At 67.6% G+C, this 26434-nt stretch carries 26 protein-coding genes; 14 read left to right on the forward strand and 12 right to left on the reverse strand.

Translation table 11 applies throughout. The annotated features are described in order from the left end of the window. Window positions 1-16: 16 nt before the first annotated feature. The 5 genes from OHB24_RS00745 (at window position 17) to OHB24_RS00765 (ending at window position 3936) form a co-directional block, all read left to right on the forward strand. On the forward strand, window positions 17-919 hold the full coding sequence (locus OHB24_RS00745; protein ID WP_327636944.1) for an ABC transporter substrate-binding protein: 903 nt from the start codon (window positions 17-19) through the stop codon (window positions 917-919). A 6-nt stretch (window positions 920-925) separates the two neighbouring features. Then, window positions 926-1888, forward strand: coding sequence for an amino acid ABC transporter permease (locus tag OHB24_RS00750; RefSeq protein ID WP_327636945.1), 963 nt, complete (start codon window positions 926-928; stop codon window positions 1886-1888). Continuing rightward, window positions 1888-2664 (forward strand): amino acid ABC transporter ATP-binding protein, encoded by a 777-nt coding sequence (locus OHB24_RS00755; protein ID WP_327636946.1) that lies wholly within the window; start codon window positions 1888-1890, stop codon window positions 2662-2664. Before OHB24_RS00750 ends, OHB24_RS00755 begins: the two co-directional genes overlap by 1 nt. A 94-nt stretch (window positions 2665-2758) precedes the next feature. Continuing rightward, complete coding sequence (locus OHB24_RS00760; RefSeq protein WP_327636947.1) at window positions 2759-3151, forward strand: anti-sigma regulatory factor; 393 nt, start codon at window positions 2759-2761, stop codon at window positions 3149-3151. Then, the gene (locus OHB24_RS00765; protein ID WP_327636948.1) at window positions 3148-3936 is read left to right on the forward strand and encodes an RNA polymerase sigma factor SigF; all 789 of its coding nucleotides are present in this window, start codon (window positions 3148-3150) and stop codon (window positions 3934-3936) included. Before OHB24_RS00760 ends, OHB24_RS00765 begins: the two co-directional genes overlap by 4 nt. A 5-nt stretch (window positions 3937-3941) precedes the next feature. Here the strand turns inward: OHB24_RS00765 and OHB24_RS00770 are convergent, their stop codons facing one another. Beyond that, a complete protein-coding gene (locus OHB24_RS00770; RefSeq protein ID WP_327636949.1) occupies window positions 3942-4277 on the reverse strand; it encodes a hypothetical protein in 336 nt (111 codons plus the stop codon). Window positions 4278-4752: 475 nt separating this feature from the next. Here OHB24_RS00770 and OHB24_RS00775 point away from each other — a divergent pair, with 475 nt between their 5' ends. Further along, window positions 4753-5004 (forward strand): WhiB family transcriptional regulator, encoded by a 252-nt coding sequence (locus OHB24_RS00775; RefSeq protein WP_130383822.1) that lies wholly within the window; start codon window positions 4753-4755, stop codon window positions 5002-5004. A 73-nt stretch (window positions 5005-5077) separates the two neighbouring features. Here the strand turns inward: OHB24_RS00775 and OHB24_RS00780 are convergent, their stop codons facing one another. The 3 genes from OHB24_RS00780 to OHB24_RS00790 all read right to left on the reverse strand — a co-directional run bounded on the left by OHB24_RS00780 (window position 5078) and on the right by OHB24_RS00790 (window position 8468). Beyond that, entirely contained in the window at window positions 5078-5974 is an 897-nt protein-coding gene (locus OHB24_RS00780; RefSeq protein WP_327636950.1) for a helix-turn-helix domain-containing protein, read from the reverse strand. 42 nt (window positions 5975-6016) lie between these two features. Next, on the reverse strand, window positions 6017-6844 hold the full coding sequence (locus OHB24_RS00785) for an SAM-dependent methyltransferase (RefSeq protein WP_327636951.1): 828 nt from the start codon (window positions 6842-6844) through the stop codon (window positions 6017-6019). A gap of 145 nt (window positions 6845-6989) precedes the next feature. Beyond that, on the reverse strand, window positions 6990-8468 hold the full coding sequence (locus tag OHB24_RS00790; RefSeq protein ID WP_327636952.1) for a sensor histidine kinase: 1479 nt from the start codon (window positions 8466-8468) through the stop codon (window positions 6990-6992). Between the two features lie 151 nt (window positions 8469-8619). On the opposite strand from OHB24_RS00790, the gene OHB24_RS00795 reads away from it, so the two are divergent. Continuing rightward, entirely contained in the window at window positions 8620-9525 is a 906-nt protein-coding gene (locus tag OHB24_RS00795) for a DUF2785 domain-containing protein (protein ID WP_327636953.1), read from the forward strand. Here the strand turns inward: OHB24_RS00795 and OHB24_RS00800 are convergent. Beyond that, the gene (locus tag OHB24_RS00800) at window positions 9522-10490 is read right to left on the reverse strand and encodes an endonuclease/exonuclease/phosphatase family protein (RefSeq protein WP_327636954.1); all 969 of its coding nucleotides are present in this window, start codon (window positions 10488-10490) and stop codon (window positions 9522-9524) included. The two genes, OHB24_RS00795 and OHB24_RS00800, sit on opposite strands and share 4 nt — an antisense overlap. A gap of 79 nt (window positions 10491-10569) precedes the next feature. Here OHB24_RS00800 and OHB24_RS00805 point away from each other — a divergent pair, with 79 nt between their 5' ends. From OHB24_RS00805 to OHB24_RS00815, 3 genes are all read left to right on the forward strand, one after another. Beyond that, window positions 10570-10863, forward strand: a complete 294-nt coding sequence (locus tag OHB24_RS00805; protein ID WP_327636955.1) for a DUF3311 domain-containing protein — start codon at window positions 10570-10572, stop codon at window positions 10861-10863. After that, window positions 10860-12515, forward strand: coding sequence for a monocarboxylate uptake permease MctP (gene mctP, locus OHB24_RS00810; protein WP_442913948.1), 1656 nt, complete (start codon window positions 10860-10862; stop codon window positions 12513-12515). The genes OHB24_RS00805 and mctP overlap by 4 nt, the downstream gene beginning before the upstream one ends. Before the next feature lie 116 nt (window positions 12516-12631). Further along, on the forward strand, window positions 12632-13297 hold the full coding sequence (locus tag OHB24_RS00815; protein WP_327636956.1) for a DUF5317 domain-containing protein: 666 nt from the start codon (window positions 12632-12634) through the stop codon (window positions 13295-13297). On the opposite strand, the gene OHB24_RS00820 is transcribed toward OHB24_RS00815, so the two are convergent. Further along, window positions 13259-14542, reverse strand: coding sequence for an HD-GYP domain-containing protein (locus OHB24_RS00820; RefSeq protein WP_327636957.1), 1284 nt, complete (start codon window positions 14540-14542; stop codon window positions 13259-13261). The two genes, OHB24_RS00815 and OHB24_RS00820, sit on opposite strands and share 39 nt — an antisense overlap. Next, window positions 14539-15696 (reverse strand): HD-GYP domain-containing protein, encoded by a 1158-nt coding sequence (locus OHB24_RS00825; RefSeq protein WP_327641000.1) that lies wholly within the window; start codon window positions 15694-15696, stop codon window positions 14539-14541. The genes OHB24_RS00820 and OHB24_RS00825 overlap by 4 nt, the downstream gene beginning before the upstream one ends. 460 nt (window positions 15697-16156) lie before the next feature. Between OHB24_RS00825 and OHB24_RS43255 the strand changes: the two genes are divergently transcribed. The 3 genes from OHB24_RS43255 (at window position 16157) to OHB24_RS00835 (ending at window position 21727) form a co-directional block, all read left to right on the forward strand. Beyond that, entirely contained in the window at window positions 16157-16231 is a 75-nt protein-coding gene (locus OHB24_RS43255; protein ID WP_369759046.1) for a 50S ribosomal protein bL37, read from the forward strand. Window positions 16232-16513: 282 nt separating this feature from the next. After that, on the forward strand, window positions 16514-18982 hold the full coding sequence (locus tag OHB24_RS00830; protein WP_327636958.1) for a helix-turn-helix domain-containing protein: 2469 nt from the start codon (window positions 16514-16516) through the stop codon (window positions 18980-18982). A gap of 267 nt (window positions 18983-19249) precedes the next feature. Continuing rightward, on the forward strand, window positions 19250-21727 hold the full coding sequence (locus OHB24_RS00835) for an ATP-binding protein (protein ID WP_327636959.1): 2478 nt from the start codon (window positions 19250-19252) through the stop codon (window positions 21725-21727). A 24-nt stretch (window positions 21728-21751) separates the two neighbouring features. Here the strand turns inward: OHB24_RS00835 and rsrA are convergent, their stop codons facing one another. The 4 genes from rsrA to OHB24_RS00855 are packed head-to-tail and all read right to left on the reverse strand — an operon-like array spanning window position 21752 to window position 24253. Continuing rightward, window positions 21752-22030 (reverse strand): mycothiol system anti-sigma-R factor, encoded by a 279-nt coding sequence (gene rsrA, locus OHB24_RS00840; protein WP_131334337.1) that lies wholly within the window; start codon window positions 22028-22030, stop codon window positions 21752-21754. After that, complete coding sequence (locus OHB24_RS00845) at window positions 22027-22734, reverse strand: sigma-70 family RNA polymerase sigma factor (protein ID WP_442913980.1); 708 nt, start codon at window positions 22732-22734, stop codon at window positions 22027-22029. Before OHB24_RS00845 ends, rsrA begins: the two co-directional genes overlap by 4 nt. Before the next feature lie 55 nt (window positions 22735-22789). Next, complete coding sequence (locus tag OHB24_RS00850) at window positions 22790-23431, reverse strand: alpha/beta hydrolase family protein (protein WP_327636960.1); 642 nt, start codon at window positions 23429-23431, stop codon at window positions 22790-22792. A gap of 36 nt (window positions 23432-23467) precedes the next feature. Continuing rightward, window positions 23468-24253 (reverse strand): SOS response-associated peptidase, encoded by a 786-nt coding sequence (locus tag OHB24_RS00855; RefSeq protein WP_327636961.1) that lies wholly within the window; start codon window positions 24251-24253, stop codon window positions 23468-23470. A 103-nt stretch (window positions 24254-24356) separates the two neighbouring features. Between OHB24_RS00855 and OHB24_RS00860 the strand changes: the two genes are divergently transcribed. Beyond that, window positions 24357-25382 (forward strand): D-alanine--D-alanine ligase family protein, encoded by a 1026-nt coding sequence (locus OHB24_RS00860; RefSeq protein ID WP_327636962.1) that lies wholly within the window; start codon window positions 24357-24359, stop codon window positions 25380-25382. 60 nt (window positions 25383-25442) lie between these two features. On the opposite strand, the gene OHB24_RS00865 is transcribed toward OHB24_RS00860, so the two are convergent. After that, complete coding sequence (locus tag OHB24_RS00865; protein ID WP_327636963.1) at window positions 25443-26264, reverse strand: hypothetical protein; 822 nt, start codon at window positions 26262-26264, stop codon at window positions 25443-25445. Window positions 26265-26434 lie beyond the last annotated feature (170 nt).

The following is a 26434-nucleotide window of genomic DNA, read 5'->3' on the forward strand; positions in this document are numbered from 1 at the left end:
GGTTTTGGAGGACTAGATGTCTGTCCTGCGGAGGGCGCTGGTGCTGTCCGGCGTCCTGGTTCTCACAGCCGCCGGGTGCGGCTCGAACTCTCTCGAAGGTAGTTCGCCCACTTCGTCGTCGAGCGCCTCCTCCAGCGCACCGGCGACCGGCGGCCCGGACCTCAGCGGCTCGCTGCCGGCGAAGATCAAGTCCGCCGGCAAGATCGTCGTCGGCGTCGACGCGACGTACCGGCCGAACGAGTTCCTGCAGGGCGGGAAGACCGTGGTCGGCATGGACGTCGACCTGTTCAACGCGGTGGCGCAGAAGTTCGGCGTCACGGTCGACTGGCAGCCGGCCGGCTTCGACACCATCATCACCGGTGTGCAGAGCGGCAAGTACGACGTCGGCGTCTCGTCGTTCACGATCAACGACAAGCGCAAGCAGCAGGTCAACATGGTCAGCTACTTCAGCGCCGGCACCCTGTGGGCGACCGCGAAGGGCAACCCGAAGGCCGTCAACGCCGACGACGCGTGCGGCAAGACGATCGCGGTGCAGAAGGGTACGACGCAGCTCGAGGACGACATGCCGAAGCGGCAGGCCGCCTGCAAGACGGCCGGCAAGCCGGAGATCAAGCTGGTCGTCCGGGAGAAGCAGGACCAGGCCACCGCGGACCTCGTCGCGGGTAAGGCCGACGCGATGCTGGCCGACTCCCCCGTCGTGCTCGACGCGATCAAGCAGACCAACGGGCAGCTCGAGCAGCTCGGCGAGATCTACGACGCGGCGCCGTACGGGTATGTGATCCCGAAGGCGGAGACCCAGTTCGCGCAGGCGATCGTGCAGGCCCTGCAGGCGCTGAACACCGAAGGCACCTACAAGAGCACGCTGCAGAAGTGGAACAACGACTCGGGCGCGATCACCGACTTCGCCGTCAACCCGTGAGTTCTGATGAGTACTGAGGCTGAGACCCGGCCGGCGGACGCTGCGCCCGACCGGCCGGGTGCGATCAACGCCGTACCGGTGCGGCATCCCGGTCGCTGGGTGGCGATCGCGGTGATCGTCGTCCTGGTGGCGATGCTGGTGCACCTGCTGGTCACCAACAAGGCGTTCGACTGGACGTTCGTCTTCGAGGCGATGAACCAGCAGCCGGTGATCAACGGGTTCCTCAAGGGCACCCTGCTGGTCACCGCGCTGTCGATGGTCGTCGGCGTCGGCGGCGGCGTGCTGCTGGCCGTGATGCGGCTGTCGGACAACCCGGTCCTGTCCGGGGTCGCGTGGGTGTTCACCTGGTTCTTCCGGAGCATCCCGCGGTACATCCTGCTGTTCACGATGGGCACGCTGGGGATCCTGTTCCCGCAGGGCATCGCGTTCGGGATCCCGTTCGACTGGAAGATCATCGACTGGCTCGGGATGTCCGGCGACTGGCGGTTCTTCACACTGGACGCGAACCAGGTGTTCACCGGGCTCGTCGCCGGTGTGATCGGTCTCGGGCTGTCCGAGGCGGCGTACATGGCCGAGATCGCCCGGGCCGGGATCATGAGCGTGGATCCGGGCCAGGCCGAGGCCGCGGAGGCACTCGGGATGAGCCGCGGCAAGGTGATGCGCCGGGTGGTGCTGCCGCAGGCGATGCGGGTGATCGTGCCGCCGACCGGCAACGAGACGATCGCGATGCTGAAGGACACCTCGCTGCTGCTCGCGGTCCCGGTGATCGGCGAGCTGTTCTACCAACTGCAGTCGATCGGCAGCAACTTCTACAAGACGTTCCCGATCGCGGTCGCCGCGACGCTGTACTACCTGCTCGCGACCAGCGTGCTGATGGTCGGGCAGTACTTCCTCGAGCGGCACTTCGGTCGCGGCTTCGGGAACAAGGCCCCGCGGGCCGCCCGCCCGGCCGGCGCAGGAGGTGCGTGATGCCACTCGTTCATGCGGTGAACGTGACGAAGTCCTTCCACCACAACGAGGTGCTGAAGGGAATCGACCTGGACGTCGACCGGGGCCAGGTGGTGTGCCTGCTCGGTCCGTCCGGCTCCGGCAAGACGACCTTCCTGCGGTGCATCAACCAGCTCGAAACGATCGACGGCGGCCGGATCTGGGTCGACGACGAACTGATGGGGTACGCCGACCGCGACGGGAAGCTGTACCGCCTGAAGAACAAGGAGATCGCGGCGCAGCGCCGTGAGATCGGGATGGTGTTCCAGCGGTTCAACCTGTTCCCGCACAAGACCGCGCTGGAGAACATCGTCGAGGCGCCCACGCAGGTCAAGGGCGAGTCGCGGAAGACGGCCCGGGAGCGGGCGATGAAGCTGCTCGACCGGGTCGGCCTCGCGGACCGGTGCAACGCCTACCCGGCCCAGTTGTCCGGTGGTCAGCAGCAGCGGGTCGCGATCGCCCGGGCCCTGGCGATGCAGCCCAAGCTGATGCTGTTCGACGAGCCGACGTCGGCCCTCGACCCCGAACTCGTCGGTGAGGTGCTCGCGGTGATGCGCGAGCTCGCCCTGGACGGGATGACGATGATCGTGGTGACCCACGAGATGTCGTTCGCGCGGGAGGTCGCGGACACGGTCGTGTTCATGGACGGCGGCGTCGTGGTCGAGGCAGGCCCGCCGAAGGACGTGATCAGCAACCCGCAACACTCCCGGACCCAGGCATTCCTCTCCCGCCTACGCTCGGAACACGAGCACCCCTAGCAACTTCTTTCCCTTCGTCGGGCCGTTGGCCGTGCATCAAGGTCGTTGAGGTTGGATGATGTACGGCGTGGTGGGTCGATACGAGGGAGACGATGTGAGCAGCACGCGACGAGCCGCTGAGGTCCGCCTGAGTATCCCGGCGGACAGTGCCTACATCGCCGTACCGCGGTCGGTGGTCGGGAACCTCGCCGCCCGGAACGACTTCACGCTGGACGCCATCGACGACCTGCGGATCGCGGTCGACGAGGCGTGCGCGCTGTTGCTGCCGCAGTCGGCCGACGGGGTGCTGGACTGCGTCTTCGAGATCGCTCCACCGCAGTTGACGGTGCGGACGAGTGCCGTCGTACCCGATGGCTGGCAGCCCGACACCAGCTCGTTCGGCTGGACCGTACTCACCGCGCTGGTGGAGTCGGCCGCCGCCGAGACCGTCGACGGCCGGCTGACCATCACCGTGACGGCCACCGCGACCGCCACGGAGAGCGCGTGACCGACGAGCGCGGCCCGGAAACCCAAGAGTCCCCAGATCTGCGAACCCGGACTGCCGCGTTCTTCCGGCAGATGGCACCCGGTCCGGCAGATCCGGGGTACGCCAGGGCGCGCGAGGGCCTGGTCGCGCTGCACATGCCGCTGGTGGAACACCTGGCGCGCCGGTTCCGCAACCGGGGCGAGCCGTACGACGACCTCGTGCAGGTCGCGACGATCGGGTTGATCAAGGCGATCGACCGCTTCGACTCGGACCGCGGCGTCGAGTTCTCGACGTACGCGACCCCGACGATCCTCGGCGAGATCAAGCGGTACTTCCGGGACAAGGGGTGGGCGATCCGGGTGCCGCGGCGCCTGCAGGAGCTGCGGCTGTCGCTGACCGCGGCGACCGCGGAGCTGACGCAGGAGCTCGGCCGGGCGCCCACAGTGGCGGAACTGTCGGAGCGGCTCGGACTCTCACCGGACCTGGTGATCGAGGGCCTGGAGTCCGCGAACGCTTACAACACCTTGTCCTTGGACGCTCCCGATCAGAACGAGACGGATGCGACCACGGTCCTGGACGGCCTCGGCGGCGAGGACGAGGCGCTGGAGAGCGTGGAGTACCGGGAGTCGCTGAAACCGCTCCTGGCGCAGCTCGACACCCGGGAGAAGCGGATCCTGACGCTGCGGTTCTTCCGCGGGATGACGCAGTCCCAGATCGCCGAGGAGATCGGGATCTCGCAGATGCACGTCTCCCGGCTGCTCGCCCGGACACTGACCGAACTCCGGGCCGGCCTGCTCAAGGAGTAAGGAGCCTAGAGCACCGGGTGATCGTTGGAGCCACCACCGATCAGCGCCTCGGTGGAGGCCTTCTGGAACAGGCAGACCAGGATCACCAGGGCGAGTACGGCGAGCACGACAGCGATCGTGCGGGCGCCGCCGTTCCAGACGCTGTACGCGACCAGGAGCTGGATCAGCTGCGTGAACACCGTCGGCCCGCGGCTCCAGCGCCTGGCCTTCCACAGGCCGCGTACGGCGACGAAACCGAGCCCGGCGCCGTACAGGATGAAGAAGGCGGTCGTGGTCAGACCGAGCACCAGCCGGGAGCTGTGAATCGTCAAGGCTTCGGCAATTCCGAGAACGATGAGCACAACCCCTTCCACAGCGACCACTGCCGCGGCTAATTTGAGCGGTCTCGGGACGGCGGCAACTGGGGAGTCGGTCGGCACCTCGCCAGCTTAGTGCTCGGCTCAGTGCACGGTCCCCGGGACGTTCGCCAACCCCAGCCCCACAGGGTTTTGAGGTTGTGCGTAACCAAAAGAAGGTTGCAACGGTTACTTGCAGTGAACGGGTGCTTGCGGAAGGGCCGCTCCGTCCGATAACCGGATGGGGAGAGCCGCCGCGTTCCAGTTCGAAGTGTTAAGGAAGCGTTGTGATCGGATCGACAACTGCATAACCCTTGTTTCGATCCCCCAAGATTGGGAACATGGTCTCGTTCGTGAATGCGTTCACAACGGACGCGGCACCAACCCCCCGTGCCACACGAACCGACGAGTACAGCACCGCTGTTCGGGTACAGACCTAACCGGCAGCATACGTCAACTACTGAGAGAGATGGGATCCGCCATGGATTGGCGCCACCGGGCCGTATGCCTCGACGAGGACCCGGAACTGTTCTTCCCCATCGGTAACACCGGGCCTGCGATCATGCAGATCGAAGAGGCCAAGCAGGTGTGCCGACGCTGCGACGTGCGTGAGCAGTGCCTGGCGTGGGCTCTCGAAGCCGGCCAGGACCACGGTGTCTGGGGCGGTCTGAGCGAGGACGAGCGTCGCGCTCTCAAGCGCCGCAACGCCCGCCAGCGCATCCGTACCGCCTGAGCAAGTCCTCCTTCGAGGCCCCGCGGAGATCCGCGGGGCCTTTGTGTTTCCCGGGCCTGTGTTTCCCGGGCCGTCACGGGACGGGGAAGGAGTGCGGGCCTGCGCCCATGTCTTTCAGGATGCCGGAGAGCAGGTCACGGGTCTTGTACGGCGGTGGCGCCGCGACACAGAGGGCTTCCATCGTCTCTGTGTACAGGTCGAGATCCTCGACCTTGTCCAGGTAGAGCGCGCTGCTGAGGTGCTCGATGTAGACGATGTCCGGCAGATCGTGCTCCGCGAAACGGAGAATGCTGTAGGCCCCGGCACTCCCGGCGTAGCTGCTGGTCGTGAACGGCATCACCTGAAGCGAGACGTTGGGCAGGTGGGTCATCTCGATCAGATGCTCGATCTGCAGCCCCAGCACCTTCGTTCCACCGATCGGCCGGTGCAGCGTCGACTCGTCGACCACGGCCCAGAGCCGCACCGGGTCCGGATCGGTCAGGATGGCCTGCCGGCCGACTCTCAGCGCAACCCGCCGCTCGACCTCGTCGGCGGGAATCAGTCCACGACCGAGCTGGACGGCGGCGCGGACGTAGTCCTCGGTCTGCAGCAGCCCCGGGACGAACTGCAGCTCGTAGGTACGGATCATCGAGGCAGCCGCCTCGAGATCCAGGTACGAGTGGAACCAGTTCGGGAGCACGTCGCCGTACCGGTGCCACCAGCCGGGGTTGTTCGCCTCGCGGGCCAGCGCGAGCAGTCGCTCCCGTTCCTCGGCGTCGTCGAGGCCGTAGAACGCGAGGAGGTCGTCGACGTCGCGCTCCTTGAAGCCGACGCGGCCGAGCTCCATCCGGCTCACCTTGGACTCCGAGGAACGGATCTCCCAGCCCGCCTCCGACCGGCTGAAACCCGCGGCCTCCCGCATTCGGCGCAAGTGTGCTCCGAGGACGATGCGAAGCGCAGTCGGCCCGCGCTGTGCACCCGGCTCGGTCACACCAACCTCCCAGGCTCCAGCCACTCGGTCTCAGTGGCGAGGTCAGCCTTTCTTCGCGATGCCTGCCATCAGGATCCGCTGCCACGGCTGCAGCTCCGCCGCGTCCGGAACGTCGGTGTCCGTGTCCTCCGGGAACCAGCGGGCGAGGAAGTCCAGACCCGGAGGTACCAGCGGCAGTCCGAGGAAGTGCTGCTGGATCCGCTCAGGGGTCCGGATCCAGCCGTTGCCGAGGCTTTCCAGACCGGCGCGCTCCATGTTCTTCTGCAGTTGTTCACCGGTGTCGACGAAGTCGGTGATGAACAGGTAGCTACCAGGTGCGAGCGCGTCCATCAGGGTACGGACCCACTCGTCCGGCTTCTCGTCGTCGTGGAAGTGCATGTGGATGCCGACGATCATCAGCGCGATCGGGCGGCTGAAGTCCAGGTGCTGCCTGATCAGCTCGTTGTCGAGGATCGCCTGCGGCTCGCGCAGGTCGGCGGTGACCACGATGGTGCTGTCGTTGGTGGCCAGCAGGGCCTGGCCGTGCGCGAGCACGATCGGGTCGACGTCGACGTACACCACCCTGGCGGCCGCGTTGATCTCCTGCGCCGCCTCGTGGGTGTTCTTCTGCGTCGGCAGACCGCTGCCGATGTCGAGGAACTGGTCGATCCCCGCTGCACGGGCGAGGTAGTGCACGCCCTTCACCAGCGCCTCGCGGTTCTCGGTCGCGCATCGGCCGGCGTCCGGCACGTACTGCAGGTACATGGCCGCCCCTTCGCGGTCGGCGGCGAAATTGTCCTTGCCGCCGAGCAGAGCGTCATAAACGCGAGCGATGGTCGGTCGGGAAGTGTCGAAGCTCGGAATAGCATCCGGAGCGTCTGAATTCGCCATCGGCAGAGCCTTCGTGGTCGGGGAGTCTTGGGGTCATCGTAGGGGAGGTGCGGTCAGGTGGACACAGCAGTTCAGTAATTCGCGACAATGGACGCGAATGCTCACCGAAGCGCCTGATTCATCAAGCAGATAAGGCTTTTCGGATTCAGTCCTTGACCGGGATGTCCAGGGTGACCTGAGCGCCGGGTCGACCGTCGTGACGGTTGCCGAAGACCAGGGTTCCGTCCAGCTCCCCGATGACCAGGGTGCGGACGATGGACAGGCCCAGATTTCCGGACAGTTCGGAGTCGAAGTTCGCCGGCAGTCCCGAACCGTCGTCGATCACGTCGATGTGCAGCCGGCCGACGGAACGTTCGGCGGTGAGCTCGATCGTGCCGCTCGCCGCTCCCCCGTCCCGGGCCCCGAACGCGTGCTCCACCGAGTTCTGCATCAGTTCGGTCAGCACCATCGCCAGCGGGGTCGCGATCTCGGAGTCCAGTACGCCGAACGACCCGCTGCGCCGCGTCTCCACCGCTGTCGCCACTGTCGACACGTCCGCGACCATCGCGCCGACCCGGTCGGCCACGTCGTCGAAGTCCACGTGCTCGTCGAACGACTCCGACAGCGTCTCGTGGACGATCGCGATCGACCCGACCCGCCGTACCGCCTCGGCCAGCGCGACCTGTCCTTCCGGGACGGTGATTCTTCGGGCCTGCATCCGCAGTAACGCGGCGACCGTCTGCAAGTTGTTCTTGACGCGATGATGAATCTCCCGGATGGTCGCCTCCTTGGTGACCAGCTCCCGTTCCCTGCTGCGCAGCTCCGTCACGTCCCGGAGCAGGATCAGCGCGCCGACGTGCTGCCCTTCGGCCCGCAGCGGGATCGCGCGCAGGAACAGCGTGGCGTCGGAGTTCTCGATCTCGATCTCCTTCGCCGCGCGCCCGGTGACCACCGACGCGAGCACGTCGTCGACCTTGTGCCCGGACTGCAGCAGGTCCGCGGTCACGTCCTTCAGCCGCGAACCGACCAGGTCGGTGACGAGGCCCATCCGGCGGTACGCCGACAACGCGTTCGGGCTCGCGAACGTCACCATCCCGTGCCGATCGACCCGGATGCAGCCGTCACCGACCCTTGGCGTCGTGGACAGCAGCCGTTCCCCGCCGTACGGGAAGATGCCGTCGGTGATCATCCGGGCCAGGTCCGTCGCGCTCTGCAGGTACGCGATCTCCAGGCGGGACGGGGTGCGGACGCCGAGCAGGTTGGTATTGCGTGCGATCACCGCGATCACCCGGGAGCCCCGGCGTACCGGGATCGTCTCGACCCGGACGGGTACGTCGTCGCGCCATTCCGGGTCGCCCTCGCGGCAGATCCGGCCGCCGTCGTACGCCTGGTCCAGCAGATGCCGGCGGCCGCGCGGGATGAAGCTGCCGACGATGTCGTCGAGGTACGCCGTGGGCCCGGTCGTCGGCCGCATCTGCGCCCCGGCCCAGAACCCCAGCCCTTCGGTGTCCGGCAGCCAGAGCACCAGGTCGGCGAACGACAGGTCGGCCAGCATCTGCCAGTCGGAGACGAGCAGCTGCAGGCGATCCAGGTCGGCCTGGTCGAGCGTGGTGTGGTTGCGCGCCACATCGGTCAAAGACGGCACGACCCGATGCTACCGACGGTCAAGGGACGGAAAGAAAGAAAGGGGTGGAGGAGGAGGCTACGAGGGCTTATACCAGCCGCTCCGCTGGTCCGCTCGACAAGAGGGCGGGTGTAGGTGTTGATTGATCAGGCACAGATGAAAGGATGCTCGGGTGGAGTCGACGTACTGGCAGGACGTGATGACCGCGGACTACGCGGTACCGCACGACCGTCCGCTGACCGAACTCACCGAGGAGCTCGTGCGCGGCCTGGCGAGCACCAACCCGCAGGTCCGTGACGCCCTGGCCTACCCGACGCTCGCCACCTGGCTGGAGCGCGGGGTGTACGACGACCTGCTTCCGGGGTTCGGGGACGGCCTCTGCGCCGGGCTGAACTACGGCCTCGGTGAGGACGGCACCGACACGGTCTTCCGGCGCTCGTTCACGGCGCTCACGCTGGCGGAGGTGATCCACCGCGACAACGCCGAGTTCCTCGTGCACGACGAGGTGGTGATGCGCTGGGGCGACCGGCTGGCGACCTGGCTGCTGCGCGAACGCGACCTGCGCGGGTACGTCGCGGACTGCGGCTGGGCGCATGCCGTTGCCCACGGCGCCGACGCGATCGGGGCGCTGGCAAGGTCCCGGCACTGCGACGCGGGCGTCCTGCGGGCGCTGCTCGACGTCCTCGCGGACCGGATCGTCAAGGACACGCCGTATCGCTGGGTGCACGAGGAGCACGACCGGGTCGCGCACGCGGTGATGACGATCCTGCACCGGAACATGCTGACCAGCGACGAACTCGAGCGCTGGCTGAAGCCGATCGCGGCGACCGCGGCCGAGCAGCCGTTGATGCACGAGACCCTGCCGGAGTGGCCGACGCCGAACGTGTTCAACGCCCGCGGCGTCCTGCACGTCCTGCTCAGCCAGCTCGCGATCGGCGTGAAGGGCTTCCCGATCCCGGGCGACGACGACCTCTTCGGCCGCCCGATCGAGGCGCGTGCCGACATGCTGCTGATGCTGACCGAAGCGGTCCAGTCCTCACAGCCGTACATCTACCGGCCTGCAACTAGTTCTTCCTAAGGCACGACGGCGGCCGTCGCCACGACGGCGCGGTGGTCGGTTCCCTCGATCGGGTACGTCGTGAACCGGCCGGGCTCGAACTGCCGCGACACCACGACGTGGTCGATCTGCGTCCGCAGTACGGCCGGCTGATCCGCGGGCCAGGTGCCGTGCAACCCGCCGCCCACGGACGGGCCGACGCTGCGGCAGTAGCCGCCCAGCGCGTGCCGGAAGTCCGCGTGGTCGAGGGTCGCGTTGAAGTCGCCCGCGACGACCGTCGGCGGATCCTGTGCACACCATCGCCGTACCGCCTGCAGGTCGGTCTTCCAGGTGGTGACCGAGTCCGGCAGCGGCGGGAAGCCGTGGTACGCGACCAGCCGGACCGCGCCGAGGTTGCCGCCCGTCACGACGATGTTGCCGAAGCTCGTTCCGGCCTCGGACGCGAACGCGACGTCGCCCAGTGACGAGGAGACGAGCACACTCGTGGCGCTCTCGGGCGCCCGGCTCGGCTGGGCCGTGAATCCCTTGTACTGCTGGTCCTGCAGCTGCGCCCGGATCTCCTCACGCACGTCGACCTGTGCCTCCGGCAACGACACCAGGTCGGGTCTGCGGTCCCGGATCACCTGCGCGACGTCCGCGGCGCGAGCACCGCCGCCCAGCACGTTGGCGACCATGATCGTCAGCACCCGCGCCCCGGCCGGCGCCGGCCGCGCGTCGGAGAACTGCCGCGGTGCGGTCAGCGCTGCGCCGACCAGCGCCAGTACGGCGATCAGTGCAGCGGCGATCCGCCAACCCCGTCGTACCAGCATCCCCAGGGCCAGCGCCAGGACGACGACCAGGCCCTGCGGACGGAACGCGACGAGCTGCGCGAACGGCGTCACCTCGTCCAGGCCGAAGAGCTCCGGATAGAGCGGGACGGCAACGACGACGAGGAACAGTACGGACAGCACGACGCGCCGTACGAACCATGCCTTTTCGTTATCCATGCCTCAACCTGTGGTCTAGTACGCGCTGTTGCCGAACGGTAGCGTGCTGCGTTGCGCCCTTGTCCCGAGGAGGTTTGCAGTGTCCCGATTGTCCGCGGTCAAACCCGCGTACTGGATCTCCGGTGTGCTTCTGGCGGTAGCTGTCGTCGTACCGCTGCTGGTGCCGACATACGCCAAGGTGGACCCGCACCTGTGGGGTTTCCCGTTCTTCTACTGGTATCAGCTGATGTGGGTCTTCCTCTCCGCGATCCTGGTCAGCATCAGTTACAAGCTGCTCCGCACCGAGGAGCGCAGGCGGCGGGCGGCTCAGGGACTTGGTGACCCTGACGCTCCCGACGCCCCTTCCGGTGCGGCCAAGGAGGGTGACCAGTGAACACCACGGTCGACTGGGTGCAGCTGACCATCGTCGTCGTGATCTTCGGCGGGGTCACGGTGATGGGCTTCATGGCGTCGCGCTGGCGGAGCAACGGCCATCTGGACAACCTCGACGAGTGGGGTCTGGGCGGTCGCGGGTTCGGCACGTTCATCACCTGGTTCCTGCTGGGCGGTGACCTGTACACGGCGTACACCTTCATCGCCGTCCCCGCGGCCATGTACGCGACCGGTGCGATCAGCGGCTTCTTCGCGGTGCCGTACACGATCGTTGCCTACCCGATCGTGTTCATCTTCATGGCCAGGCTGTGGTCGGTCTCGCACCGGCACGGGTACGTGACGCCGGCGGACTTCGTCGGCGGCCGTTACGGCAGCAAGGCGCTGTCACTGGCGGTGGCCGTGACGGGCATCCTGGCCACGATGCCGTACATCGCACTGCAGCTCGTGGGTATGCAGGCAGTGTTCGAGACGATGGGCCTGGGCGGCACCAACACGCTCGCCAAGGACCTGCCGCTGCTGATCGCCTTCGCGGTGCTGGCGGCGTACACGTACTCCTCCGGTCTGCGCGCGCCGGCGATGATCGCGTTCGTCAAGGACATCCTGATCTACGTGGTGATCCTGGTCGCGATCTTCTACCTGCCTAACGTGCTCGGCGGCTGGGACTCGATCTTCGGTGCGGCGCAGGAGAAGCTGGCCAAGCCGAACCCGACGACGGGCAAGCCGACCGGGGCCTTCATCCCGGGCGACGCCGGCTACTTCTCGTACTGGACGCTGGCGCTGGGATCCGCGATGGCGCTGTTCATGTACCCGCACTCGGTGACTGCGGTGCTGTCAACCAAGACGCGGAACGTCGTACGGCGGAACGCGACGCTGCTCCCGGCGTACTCGCTGCTGCTGGGTCTGCTCGCCCTGCTCGGCTTCATGGCGATCAAGGCGAACGTCAACGTGAAGGGCCTGGACGGCCTCGCGAACCCGCAGCTGGCGATCCCGCGGCTGTTCGACCAGGAGTTCCCGTCCTGGTTCGCGGGGATCGCGTTCGCCGCGATCGCGGTCGGCGCACTGGTGCCGGCGGCGATCATGTCGATCGCGGCGGCCAACCTGTTCACCCGCAACATCTACCGCGACTTCATCAAGCCGTCCGCGACGCCGGCGCAGGAGGCGAAGGTCTCCAAGCTCGCGTCGCTGCTGGTGAAGGTCGGCGCGCTGGTGTTCGTGCTCGGGATGGACAAGACGGTCGCGCTGAACCTGCAGCTGCTCGGCGGGATCTGGATCCTGCAGACGTTCCCGGCGATCGTGGTCGGCCTGTACACCCGCTGGTTCCACCGGTACGCGCTGCTGGCCGGCTGGGCGGTGGCGATGCTGTTCGGCACCATCTCGGCGTACAACGTGGTGAATCCGGCGACCAAGAAGCACTTCGGTGGTTCGATCGCGAACATCCCGGGCACCAGTACGCCGGTCTACATCGCGCTGACCGCGTTCGTGCTGAACCTGGTCGTCGTGATCGCGCTGACGTTCCTGTTCCGGGCGATCAAGGTGCCGGACGGCAAGGACAGCACGCACCCGACCGACTTCGTCGCGGACCGCGGCGACCCGGGCGTGCAGGAGCTGCCGGAGATCATCGACGACGGCGGGGCGGCAACCGCCAAATCTTGAGGTGTTGACGACGGCGGCCCGGAGTTCCGGGCCGCCGTTACGTTTTGCGGTTAAGTCGACACGCTGCGGGGTCAGCTTGCCCGGTTTCGGGCCGTTGATTCGGCAGAATCACACACGTGCTGCTGGTCCTCCTCGTCATGGTGCTCGCTGCCGGGGCGGCGGTCGCGACCGGCGGACGGTTCGGCCGGTTGGCCGGCAACACGTTGACCGGCGTGCACTGGCTGGCCGCGGCGGCGATCGGGCAGCTCCTCGGGTCCCTCTTCGGCGGTACGGCGTACCCGGTCGGCCTGATCGGGTCGGCGGTCTGCATCGCGGTCTTCCTGCGGATGAACCTGCGGCATCCGGGCGTCGGCCTGCTGGCGCTGGGATTCTTCAGCAACGCCGTCGTCGTCGCGTTGAACGGCGCCATGCCGGTGTCGCTGAACGCGTTGGCACGCGCTGGCGTGAGTGGCGCGGCGGTGACCGATCCACGGCACGAGATCTCCGGCGCCGGGACGCGGCTGCCCTGGCTCGGTGACGTCGTGCCGGTGGCGCTACCCGGTCTAGGACAGGCGATCAGCCCAGGCGACGTACTGATTGCCGCCGGCGCCGGTCTGCTGCTCTACGCCTTGATGGGCGGCTCCGGGCGCGTGCCGGCCACGACCGCGCCGGTCTGGGACGAACTGGAGCCGTGCGCCGGTACGCCGGCCCTGCTCCACCTGTCCCCGAAAGCGAGCCGGGAGCTGTCAGAACCTGCTGTGCTTTCAGAACCGAAACCCGCGGCCGACGATCCGGCGGAGTGACTCGACCACGACCGGGTCGTACTCCGCGCCGATCCCCAGCCCGATCGACTCCATCGCCTTGTCCGGGGACTGGCCCGAGCCCTCGCCGACGAGCTGTTCGTAGGCCAGGGCAACGTTCACGATCCCGCTCTCCACCGGGATGGCCGAGTTGTTCGCCCGCCCGTGCCGGTACGGATCGTTGGAGTGCCGGACTATCTCCGCGACGTGATCCAGTACGCCGGACCGCTCGATCACCGCCGCCCCGATCTCCGCCGCCCGCTGCCGCTCCTCCCGCGTCCGGAGCAGCGAAGCCCCGCCAGGACTGGGATCCGCCAACGCCAACTGGCCGACGCCCGACAACAGAGCGGCGTACTCCAACGCCTCCATCCGAGCAGGCGTCAACCCCAGATCGTTGCCGATCGCCACCGCCAGCGCCGCCGTCCGCGCGTTCTGCCCCGGACTACTGAACCCGGCGATCTCCGTACTCCGAGCCATCGACCGCACCGTACTCCGATAAGTCCGCTGCGCCGACGAATACCGCCGAAACGCGAACTGCGTCAGCAACAACGGCACGAGGACCAGCGGCGGTGCCCAGAGGCCAACTATCGAGGTCCCGGCCGCGAGCAGTATGCCGCTGATCGCCATCGCCATCCCGATCCGGGCCGTCACTCCCAGCTCGTCCCGCAGCGCTGCGGGGAACGGTTTGTTGTAGTGCTCGGTCGCCTGACCGGCCCCGACGATCGCGTCCAGCGCTGCGGCGGAGGAAACCGCGAGCAGCATGGCACCGCCCAAGGGCACCGCATGCGCTGCGGAACCGTTCCAGTACAGGTGGTCCGGCGCTACCGCACCGAAGACCACAGCGGCCGCCCCCACTGACAACAACCGCCGGCACGAGACCACTGCGTCCCACCACAAGCCTGCGACGATCCGTGGCAGGAGACCGATCGCAGTGGCCACCGCGGCGACCGCGACGATCTGCGCGACCTCCGGCGGCACCGCAACCTCCGGGCCTCGCAGCAGGCAATAGCCCAGGGCGGCACTGGTGGCGATCGGTGCCCGGTTGCGAGTCCGGTCGACCCGGAACTGGACCATCTCTCCGACTGCGATCAGCACCCCGAAGGTGAGCGCGTACGGCCAGCCCGTGACTCCGCGGTGGGTAGTCATGGCCAGGCCGGCGACCCCCAGCACGGCGCCCGCGAGCACGATCACCACACCGCTGCCGGACCTACGGAAGTCGAGCCCCTCGAGCTCACCGGACACGCTCATGCTGGTCCAGCCGCCGTTCCGGTGGCGCCGCCACCACTGCCGAGGCTCAGGTCGTCGTGGTCGATCGGCGTCTCGAGTTCCGCGTTCGGCGCCGGCTGCTCGACCTCCGCGGGCTTCCATCCGTCCCGCTGGATGACTTCGACGAACGCGTCCACAAGCTCGGGATCGAAGTGTGTGTAGCGGTCCTGCAGCAGGATCGCCACCGTTTCCTCGACGCTGCGCGCGGGCCGGTACGACCGGGTCGAGGTCAGCGAGTCGAACGCGTCGACGATCCCGATCATCCGGGCGAAGTACGGAATATTGGTGCCGCTCAGTCCGGCCGGGTAGCCGGTTCCGTCGTACTTCTCGTGGTGATGGAGGACCGCGGACTTCACTTCCTCCAGGAACGGGATGTTGCCGATCAACTCGACGCCGCGCGCCGGGTGCAACCGGATCGCGTCCATCTCGGAGTCGTCCAGCCGACCGGGTTTGCGAATGATGCTCGTCGGTACGCCGACCTTTCCGACATCATGCAGCAGACCGGCATGCTCCAGGGCCTGCTGGCGATCGGCCGGCAAGTGCAGGTGGCGGCCGAGCATGCCGACGCCTTCGCTCACCCGCTCGGAGTGACCCCGTGTGTAGAGATCCTTCGTCTCGATCACCTGGATGAACGCCCGCATCGTCGCTGCCTGAGCGGCGCGCTCAGCAGCATCTTGTGAGAGCGCCCAGCGAGCGACGACCAGAGGCACCAGGGTGAGGATGCCCGCAATCAGCCCCAGGCCACCCAGCCACATGAACGCCATGATCAAGCCCAGGTAGCCGTAGCCCAGCATCGGCAGAGCTGTCGCCAGGACGACTTCCCGAAGGAACGCGCGCACAACCGTGCTGCCGCGCTCGAGCCAAAGGACACCCGACAGCAGAACAGCGTTCACGACGTGGTATCCGATCCCGGTCAATGTCACCGCGAGTATGGCTCGCGGTACGTCGTGCAGGGCCGACTCACCGACCGGGCCGTGAACGGCGACGAAGGCAAGTGCGCCGCCGGCCGCGGAGAGGATACGTTGCCCGCTGTTGAAGACACGTTTCATCAGCGGGACTGGTCTGGCCTGTGCGAGAGAACCCACACCCGCCACGACGACGGCGGCCGCGGGTCCTGCGATGACGTAAACCGCCATCAGCACGATCGATCCCAGCGAGGCACCTTGTGCCGGGCCGTGCGACGAGCGCAACGCACTACCGAACAGAACCAAGAAGCAGAGGCCAACCACCGTGAGGTAATCCGACAGAGTGAAAGCGACCGCGACGCAGACGCCCAGCGCGACAGTGGCAACGACCCAAACGAACAGGCGTAGCCCTGCGCGGCGTAAGGCCGGCGTCAGGTGCCTTCGCGGTCGGTCACCAGTCCCATTCATCGCCGAACATGTTATGTCACCTCCGATCAGCGGTCGCGGTCTTACGCCTGGCGATCGCCAGACGTAGGGGGGCAGACAGCAGTTCGCTGACTCGTCTGAATTTTGCTCATCAGGCCTGCGCCGAAACACTGTAAGCCCAACTGTGACCCGCCGCCGGATGCGAGGAACCTGGCGTGATATGAGAGACTGTGACTCTTTGCAGTTGTTTCAAGGAGGCTTAGAAATGGGAAAGACCGGCCGGAAGCGCCGTGCACGCAAGAAGAAGGGCGCAAACCACGGCAAGCGCCCGAACGCCTGATCTCAGGCGGCTACAGACAGCGAGGACCTCGGAGAAATCCGGGGTCTTTGCGATTTGGTCACAGCTTTACAGCAGACCAGTTATAACAGAGGTCTCGTATTCGGAGAGTCTTCACCCGAATACTGAATGCTATCTTTCAAGCGATCGTTTGGCATTTGGTGACCTTCTCCGAAGGATGCTGTGGACAACGGCCGACGGCCGTCGGCGGATCCCCCTAGAGTTGGGCCCGGAAGTTTCCGGTACTGACCGATATCGGGCCTGGATCCGAGGAGGGTGAGCACGTTGAGCGAGTCGGCGACGCCAACGCTGAGCGAGCTCCTCCGTACCTTCCGCATCCGCGCCGGCCTCACCCAGGCCGCCCTCGCCGAGAAGGCAGGCCTCAGCGAGCAGGCAATCAGCGTCCTTGAACGCGGCACCCGCAGCCGCCCCCGCATCGACACCGTCCGCTCCCTCACCACAGCCCTCGCCCTCACACCCACCGAAGCCGACCAGTTCCTCTCCGTTGCCCGCGGCAAGCTCGGCACTCCACGGACACCGCCGAAGGAGCCCGCCGCCGACCAGGCTCCGACCCCGTGGCAGCTGCCGCCGGCCGCTCCGGACTTCACCGGCCGCGCCGCCCAGGTCGACGCAATCCTTTCGGTGCTTCGGGATTCGACCGGTGACGGCGCTGCGGTCGTCGGCCTGGTCACCGTCACCGGCATGGGCGGCATCGGCAAGACCACCCTGGCCGTCCATTCCGCTCACAAGCTGGCCGAGAGTTATCCCGACGGCCATCTCTACCTCAACCTGCGCGGGTACGGCCCCGGCGAGCCGATGCCCCCCGCCGACGCGCAGCGTCACCTCCTGCGCTCGCTCGGCTCAGACATCGCCGCGATCCCCGACGACGTCGACGAGGCGGCGGCCATGTTGCGATCAGAGCTCGCCGGCCGGCGCGTGCTCATGCTCCTCGACAACGCCGCAGACGTCGCTCAGGTCCTGCCCCTGCTGCCCGGTCATCCGGGGTCCGGGGCAATCATCACCAGCCGGGGCTCGCTGGCCAACCTGCCGGGCGCCCGACAGATCCTCCTCGACGCACTGTCGGAGTCAGAGTCCGTCGACCTGCTGGCCGGGGTCATCGGGCCGAACCGGGTCGCCGCGGAGCCGGAGGCCACCCGGGTCCTGGCCTCCTACTCCGGCCGGCTCCCACTGGCGATCCGGCTGGTCGGCGGGCGACTCGCGACCCGGCCGAGCTGGCCGATCCAGCACTTCGTCGACCTGTTGCAGGACGAGGAGCGGCGACTCGACAGTCTGGGCTCCGACGAGACCGGAGTGCGGGCCAGCATCGCCAGTTCGGTCCGCTTCCTCGAGACCAGCGACCGCGGCCTCGATCGGCAAGCCGCCGACGCGCTGCCGCTGCTGTCGGTCCCGGACGGGTCCGACATCACAACGGCCGTCGCCGCCGCCCTACTCGCAGTTCCGCTCCGTCGGGCAGATGCGATAGTCGAGCGTCTCGTCGACCTCAACCTACTGGAGTCCGTCGCCCCGGCTCGCTACCGGTTCCACGACCTCATCCGCGCGTACGGCCGGGAGGTCGCGGACCAGACTCAGCCGACGGCCGAGCGTGACGAGGCCCTGTCTCGCGTTCTCCAGCTGTACACGGAGGCCGCCTGGATTTGCCATGCCTTCACGCATCCGACCAGTCCACGGTTGCCGCTGGCAACTGTCGGGGTCAGCGAACTCCTGCCGACCTTCAGCGACCGGGACAGTGTCGTGAGCTGGCTGGATGCGGAGCACCGAAACCTGATGGACCGCTTTCGGCAGGCGCGGCAGACCGGTCTGGGAAGCCACGTTCTGCTCGCGGAGCTTCCACTTGCGTTCTTCAGCTATCACGAGTCACGAATTCGCTGGCAGGAGATGCGCGAGCTGGGCTCCGGCGCGGTCACCGTCGCACTACGGCACGAGCGCCCCGCGACCGCTGCCTGGCTTCAGCACGACAGCGCCATCCCGGACGCGGAGACCGGTGCCACCGGTGCTGCCATCGACAGCATCCGGATCGCACTGCAGATGTTCTCCGGGATCGACGATCCCTTCGGACAGGCACGCTGCTGCTCGTCCCTGGCCTACTTGCTCGGCCTGGAGGGACAGCTCGACGACGCCTTGGCGTACGGCCGGTTGGCCCTCTCCCTGAGCCGCACGATCCAGGACGCCACACTGGAAGGCGTCGCACTGACGGCGGTCGGCGCGCTCTACGATCGCACCGGCGACTTCGACCGAGCCGACGAGGCATTTGCCGAGGGCATCGGCCTGGCGGAGCAGGCCAAGGACACGCGAGCCGTCTTCAAGCGGTGCCTGAACGCAGCCATCACACATGTCCACGTAGGACGCCATCACGCTGCTGTACAGATGGCGTTGAGGGCTATGGACACTGTGCACCGGGCCGGTGACACGACTTTCCTGAGCGACAGCCATCACCTCCTCGCGGTCATCCAGGCCACGCACGGCGACTTCAGCACCGCAGCCGGCCACATCGAGTCCGCTCTAAGGGTGTCGCGAGCTGCCGGCGACGTCCTGCGGGAAGGACGGTTGTCCATCGAACTGGCGCGAATCAATGCCGCACGTGGCGATCGCATCGCCGCCACCGAGCAGTTGAACGCCGCATTGACGCTGCTCCGGAATGCACCCGAGGTTTACCTCGCGGATGCCCGGGATCTACTCGAAAAACTGCACCGCGGCGAAATCTACACCTACCACTTCACGGGCTACTCGATCTGACCGGCAGTCGAATCAGCCGGTGGTGGTGATGGTGGTTTCGATTTGGATTTGGGTGAGGCGGAGGAGGATTTTCTGGCGGAGGGCGTCGGGGGCGTGGTCGGAGTCCCACCGCACACTGAGTGCTCTTTCAAACGATCGCTGGGTATTCGGAGGCGGGCCTCCGGCAAGCCTGTTGACAACGTCCGACACCCGTCGGCGGATCGCTCTACAGTTGGGCCCGGAAGTTCCCGGTACTGACGGGCCTGGATCCGAAGGAGGGGCGACGAGATGAGCGAGTCGGCGAGGCCAACGCTGAGCGAGCTCCTCCGTACCTTCCGTACCCGCGCAGGCCTCACCCAGGCCGCCCTCGCCGAGAAGGCCCGCCTGAGCGAGCAAGCCATCAGCGTCCTCGAACGCGGCACCCGCACCCGCCCCCGCATCGACACGATCCGGCTTCTGACCGCGGCCCTGGCCCTCACTCCGAGCGAAGCCGACCAGTTCCTGTCGGTTGCCCGCGGCAAGGGCGAGCCTCGTGACACCGCCGGGAGCAAACAAACCCCGGTCGGCACCGATGCATTTCTGGTGCCGTGGCAACTACCCCCGGCCGCGCAGGACTTCACCGGCCGCGCCGCCCAACTCGACGTCATCCTGTCCGTACTGCGCAACCCCACCGGGACCGAACCGGCCGGCCTGGTCGCGATCACAGGCATGGGCGGCATCGGCAAGACGACCCTGGCCGTGCACGCCGCGCAGCGGCTGACCGACAGTTACCCGGACGGCCATCTCTACCTCAATCTCCGAGGATACGGGCCCGATGAACCGCTGTCCGTCACGGACGGGCAGCGTCAGTTACTGCGGTCTCTGGGGCTCGACGTCGGGCCTGTTCCTGACGACGTGGAGGAAGCCGCCGGTCTGCTTCGGTCCCATCTGGCCGGCCGTCGCGTGCTGATGCTGATCGACAACGCAGCCGATGCCGCACATGTCCTGCCTCTGTTGCCTGGGAGCCCGGGGTCGGCGGCGATCATCACCAGTCGCGGGTCGCTGCCGAGCTTGCCAGGCGCCCGCCAGATCCATCTCGACGCGCTGTCGGAGTCCGAGTCCGTCGAACTCCTGGCCGGAGTCGTCGGCGAGGCTCGGGTTGCGGCCGAGCCGGAGGCTGTCAAGAGCCTCGCAGGCATCTCGGGCCGGCTACCGCTCGCCATCCGGCTGATCGGCGGTCGACTGGCCGCGAGGCCGAGCTGGCCGATTCAGCACCTCGTCACGGTCCTCGAGGGCGAGGAGCGCCGGCTCGACAGGCTCGGCTCCGACGAGTCCGGCGTCCGCGCCAGGATCGCCAGCTCGGTCGCGTTCCTCGAGAACAGTGAGCGGCCCCTCGATCGCGAGGCAGCCAGGGCACTTCCCTTGCTCAGTATTCCGGACGGGTCCGACCTGATCGTTGCTGTGGCGGCAGCCATTCTCGAGCTGCCGGCCAACCGGACCGAGGCGATCTTGGAGCGTCTCGTCGACGTGAACCTGCTCGAGGCGTCGGCTCCCGAGCGGTACCGCTTTCACGATCTCATTCGAGCCTTCGGCCGGGAAGGCGGCGACGACGGCCTCGACCCCGCTCAACGCGACGCCGTACTCGAACGCGTCCTGCGCTTCTACACCGCTTTCGCCTGGGCATTGCAGAGCAAGAGTTACGCCACCAGCCCGCGGATCGCCCTCGCGACAACGCCGTTCACGCCGTTGCCTGCATCAACGAACGTCGAGCAGGCCACCCGTTGGCTCGATGCCGACCATCACAATCTGATGGATCGCTACCACCAGGCGATGACGACCGGGATGACCACCGCGCCGCTCATTCCCGAGCTCACGCTGGCCCTGTTCGGCTATCACGAGTTGCGATCGCGGTGGGTGGAGATGTCCGAGATGTGCGGTGCCGCGCTGCAGGTAGCAGAGTCGGCTGGGATGCACTCGGTCGCGGCCTGGCTACAGCACGACCATGCCATTCCTGAGGTCGAGAGCGGCAGCCTCGAAATTGCCGCGGACCGCCTGCTGCGTGCCCTGGAGATGTTCCGCGCGATCCCTGACCGCCACGGCCAGGCTCGGTGCTGTACGTCCGCCGCGCACGTCCTGGGCCGACTCGACCGGGTGGCCGAGGCGATCGAACTGGCAACCGAAGGTCTGGAGCTAAGCCTGCAGCTCGGAGACACCAGGGTGGAAGGCGTGGCCTACCTCGCGCTCGGTGGTCTTTACGACCGCAACGGTGACTACGGGCTGGCCGACGACGCGTACCGGCGCGGCATCGCACAGGCAGAGGCCTCCGGAGACCGGCGGTTGGTCGCGAAGCAGCACCTCAGCACGGGTTTCTCACACGTGCTGGTAGGCCGCGCGGACGACGCCCTCGCGCCGATCCTCCGCGGCCTGGAGGTTGCCCGCGAGGCCGCGAACAAGGAGTTGGAGTCGCAGGCACTGCAGCACCTGGCCGCGGTCTTCGCCGTCCGGGGCGAGCATCGGAAGGCTCAGCAAACAGTCGAGGAGGCCATCGACTTGATCCGACCGCTCGGGAATCGGGTACGCGTCGGGTACTTCACGCTCGAACTCGGCAAAATCAGCCTCGCCGCGGGGGACTTTACTGCAGCCGCTGCGCAGCTCCAGGAGGCCGCCGACATCCTGCACGACCTCTCGCCGCGTTTAGCAGCCATCGCCAAGGAATTGCTGGACCTTGCCCGTGAGGAACACCCCGCTCCGTATACCTACAGATACGAAGACCCGCGAAGAACCTAAGCGGTTTCCGTGGTCAGCGAAGGTTCAGTCGGTGGTGGTGATGGTGGTTTCGATTTGGATTTGGGTGAGGCGGAGGAGGATTTTCTGGCGGAGGGCGTCGGGGGCGTGGTCGGAGCCGCAGGAGCGGTGGACCAGTTTCTTGACGCAGCGTTCCAGGTCGTACTCGTCGAGGCAGGGCGCGCACTCTTCGAGGTGCTGGCGGATCTCGTCGGTACTGGCGTCCTCGAGTTCGTTGTCGATGAAGACGTAGACCCGTTGCAGGATCTCTCCGCAGTCGACGTCGTGGTGCTCGCCGCAGCTCACGACTCCTCCTTCTCCGCAGCTTCGTCGGTGCTCGACGCGGCCGCGTCCGTGCTGTCGTCCGCCGGGATCAGGCCGCGGTCCCGGGCGTAATCGCCGAGCAGCTCACGCAGCTGGCGCCGGCCGCGGTGCAGCCGTGACATCACGGTGCCGACCGGTGTGCCCATGATCTCGGCGATTTCCTTGTAGGCAAAGCCCTCGACATCGGCGAGGTACACGGCCAGCCGGAAGTCCTCCGGGATGGCCTGCAGCGCCGACTTCACGTCGGAATCGGGCAGGTGCTCGAGGGCGACCGCCTCGGCCGACTTCAGCCCACCGGGAGTGTGCGACTCGGCGGCGGTGAGCTGCCAGTCCTCGATCTCCTCGGTCGGCGACTGCGTCGGCTGACGCTGCCGCTTCCGGTAGCCGTTGATGAACGTGTTGGTCAGGATCCGGTACAGCCACGCCTTCAGGTTGGTACCGGGCGTGAACTGGTGGAACGAGCTGTACGCCTTCGCAAAGGTGTCCTGCACCAGGTCTTCGGCGTCCGACGGATTACGGGTCATCCGCATCGCCGCGGCGTACATCTGGTCCAGGAAGGGCAGCGCTTCGCGCTCGAACCGCGCTGTGCGCTGCTCGGGTGTCTCGGTCGTGGTGGGAGTCGGCATCGTGATCGAGAATACCGGGGTCTTCCCAGCAGTTCGCTCCGGAGCCTCTCTCGTCGCCATCATGTTCGTCACAACACGCCCGGCCGCGGGGGCATTCCCCCCGCCCGGCGTACCGCTATCCGGACACCTCGCGGCTGACCCATTCGAACACGGCTTCGACCAGCAGGTCGTACGTCTCCTGCTGATCCAGCTCCGCCCGCTTCGGCACCTTGAAGGAATGGTCGGCGTCCGGCACCACGGCCATCTCGGTCAGCGGCGGGAACTCCTCCGGCGTACCGAACGGATCCCGCTCCCCCTGGACGACCAGCGTCGGCAGCCCGGCCGCCTGCAGCTCGTCGACCCGCGACTTCTCCGGCTTTCCCGGTGCGTGCAGCGGAAAAGCCATCGCCAGTACGCCGGAAGCGCCCAGGCTGCTCGCGGTGCGGCAGGCCACGCGGGCGCCCGCGCTGCGGCCGCCGATCACGAGCGGCGTACGGACCCGGAGCTGCCCGATGATCGCGATCCACGCCTCGTCGAGCGCCTTCGGCGCGGGCGCCAGCTTGCGGCCGGCGCGCCGCCAGGGCTGCTCGATCAGAAAGACGTTGATGTCCTGCTTCGGCAGCCGGGCGGCCAGCGCCGCCAGGTCACCCGACTCGATCCCGGCCCCGGCACCGTGACCCAGGGCCAGCGTCGCCACCGGGCGGCGGGCGCGGTGCGCCAGGATCCGGGCCTCTCCGTGCGGCGTCCCCACTATCCGTTCGTCGGTCACCCGGCCCATCCTGTCATCCGGACCCGGGATGCGCGGGAGCGAAACTCAGAAGAGCGTGGTCGGGCTGTCCTGCGGGTCCTCGCCGTCGGGCGGCAGCGGATCGAGCAGGTGCGGGCCGTTGTTCTTCACGGAACCGACCGCCTTCGACACGGCGTACGCCTCGAGGCGGCCCGGTGCGGCCGGGACCAGGAGCTCGAGGAGGTCGTCGGTGTCCGAGGACAGCGGGTCGAGCCAGGCGTCGTACCGCTCGCGTTCGACCAGGAGCGGCATCCGGTCGTGGATGCGGCCGAGATCGTCGGTGGCCGACGTGGTCAGCACGGTGCAGGTCCAGAGCCAGGCCTCGTCCTTGTCCGGGTCCTCGACCGACTTGTCCCGCCAGATCTCGTACAGCCCGGCCATCGACAGGATGCTGCCGTCCGGCGGGTGGATGAAGTACGGCTGCTTGATCGGCTTGCCGTTCACCTTCTCCTCGGCGGTGTACCACTCGTAGTACCCGTCGGCGGGCAGGATGCAGCGGCGGGTGGCGAACGCCTTCTTGAAGGCCGGCTTCTCCGCGACGGTCTCCATCCGGGCGTTGATGAGCCGCGAGCCGATCGAGGTGTCCTTGGCCCAGGACGGCACCAGCCCCCACTTGACCGTGGTCAGCTTGCGGATCGTCTCGTCGGGCTGCTCGCGGTTCTTCCGCTCGACCACCGCGACCACCTGGTCGGTCGGCGCGACGTTGTAGTTCTCGCCGAGTTCGTCGACCGTCTCGCGCACGTTGCCCACCTCGATCTCGAACTCCGCGACGAGGTCGGACGGCTCCCGGCTGGACGCATACCTACCGCACATACCGACAGCCTAGGCCGACGCACCGACAGAAAAGCCAGGCCCTGAAACGAACTTCCCGGCGTCTCCTGCGTCAAACTGCTACCAGCGGTAGGAGAGGGACAACGTGCGAGTTGCGGTGCTGTGCGGTGGCGAGAGTTCGGAGCGCGATGTCTCGCGTTCGTCCGGCTGGGCGGTGGCCGAGGCCCTCGCCGGTCGCGGTCATGACGTGGTGCTGATCGATCCGGCCGCGGAGGAACCAGTCCTCGCTGATCCCGTGCCGGCCGGCCACTCCGTCGTACCAGTGCCGAAGGAGCCTCCGGCTGCGGCTGACCGTGCCTTGTTGCGGCAGCGGATGTACGCCGCCCTGACCGGTGGAACTGTTCTGGAGCAGCTGCGGCGGGCCGATCGTGTCTTCATCGCACTGCACGGCGGCTGGGGTGAAGACGGGCACGTCCAGGCACTGCTCGAACTGGCGGGCATCCCGTTCACCGGTGCGGGCCACGACGTCTGCGCCGTTGCCTGGCACAAGGGTCGTTGCCAGGCAGTGCTCGAGGCCGCCGGGATCCCGGTGCCACCCCGGGTGCTCTACAACCCGGCCGAGCAACCTGAGCCGCCGGTCGGGGTCAAGCACCTGCTGACGATCAGCCCCGTGGTGGTGAAGCCAGTTGCGGACGGGTCGAGCGTGGCCGTCCGCAAGGTCGACTCGCTGGACGAGTTGCCGACCGAGGGCGACCTGCTCGTCGAGCCCTTCCTGGGCGGCCGGGAGTTCACCGTCGCAGTGATCGGTGCGACAGCGCTGCCCGTGGTGGAGATCGAGCTGACCACGCCCGTCTTCGACTACGAGGCGAAGTACCAGCCGGGTGCGGTGCGGGAGGTCTCCCCCGCCGAGATCCCCGAACACCTCGCGGAGCGGTTGCAGGAGCTCGCGCTCGGAGCGCATCGAGCCCTCGGGTTCGGTACGACGTACTCCCGGGTCGACTTCCGCTGCGACACCGCGGGTACGCCGTACTGCCTGGAGGTCAACGCGCTACCCGGACTCACCCCGGGCAGCCTCGTCCCGGTCGCCGCGCGGGGCGCGGGGATCACGTACGGCGAACTCGTCGACCGGTTGCTGACGGCAAGCGGCGGCGGATCGCCCACCCCGTGTTAGGCGATCCGCCGCCGGACTGATGCGCCCGGCCGCCCCCCTGTAGGCGTCCGGACGCAGGTCTCAGGTTCTGGCCAGCTCGTCGAGCAACCTCCCGGCCATCTCGTCGCTACCCGGCAGCCCTTCGATCCAGATCCGGGCCAGCTGGGGTACGTCGGTGTCCAGCCGCCACTGGGTGATCAGGGCTCGTACCGTCGCGACCTGCTCCGGCAGGTTCGGGTCGCGGCCGACGAGCGCCGCCGCGCGGCGTGTGCCGACGCGGCCCAGTACGTCACCGCCGCAGAAGACGATCCGCAGGCACTCCGCGACGTCGACGAGGGTGAGCTCGCGGTCGAACGGCGTCGTACCCGGGGGATGGAGCGGCTCGACAACCACCAGTGCGTGGGTTTGCGGTACGGAAGTTCCACGGAGTTCCGCCTCTCGGTAGAGCTCGCCGAGCCGGGACCGCAGGTGCGCCAGGCTGGACAGCCCGGTCAGCGGGTCCTCGCAGGACAGCGAGTGCAGGTAGACCAGGGACGCCTCGGCCCAGCTGGAACTGAGTGCGCGTACCGCGGCGAAAGCCGGCTCGCCCCCGGCGATCGAGCGGTACAGCGCACTCAGCCCATCAAGTGCCTCCACCAGCGAGATCCCGTCGGCCGCCAGGCGGCGTCCGGTCTCGTCCGATGCAGGCACGACATCGGCACCGTCCCGAAGCGCCTCGGCAATCGCGAGATAGGCGCTGTAGTCGGTACCAGCTGTGCCGTGCGGCTCCCTCCGGCCGCGCGGTTGCTCTGTTGGATCCTGGGACGACGCTTCCGGCCGGGTCCGGGCGGGCGACCCCGCCAGGTTCAGGGACTTGGCCGGACGCAGGTCGAACCGTCTGCGGATGTCCGCGAACAGCGACATGGCCCTCCTCGAATAGCCCCGTCAGTCTCCCGACCGGTCGGCCGGAAGCGTCGTACGGCGATGAGACAGAGCTGGACGGAGTTCATGACGCGGATTCGCAGAACTTTTTTCGGGCGTAACTTCGGCCCTGGCGTTCTCGTAAGGAAAGGAGCACAGTTCCGCGTCAGGAA

This window comes from Kribbella sp. NBC_00482, from assembly GCF_036013725.1.
Classification (GTDB): domain Bacteria; phylum Actinomycetota; class Actinomycetes; order Propionibacteriales; family Kribbellaceae; genus Kribbella.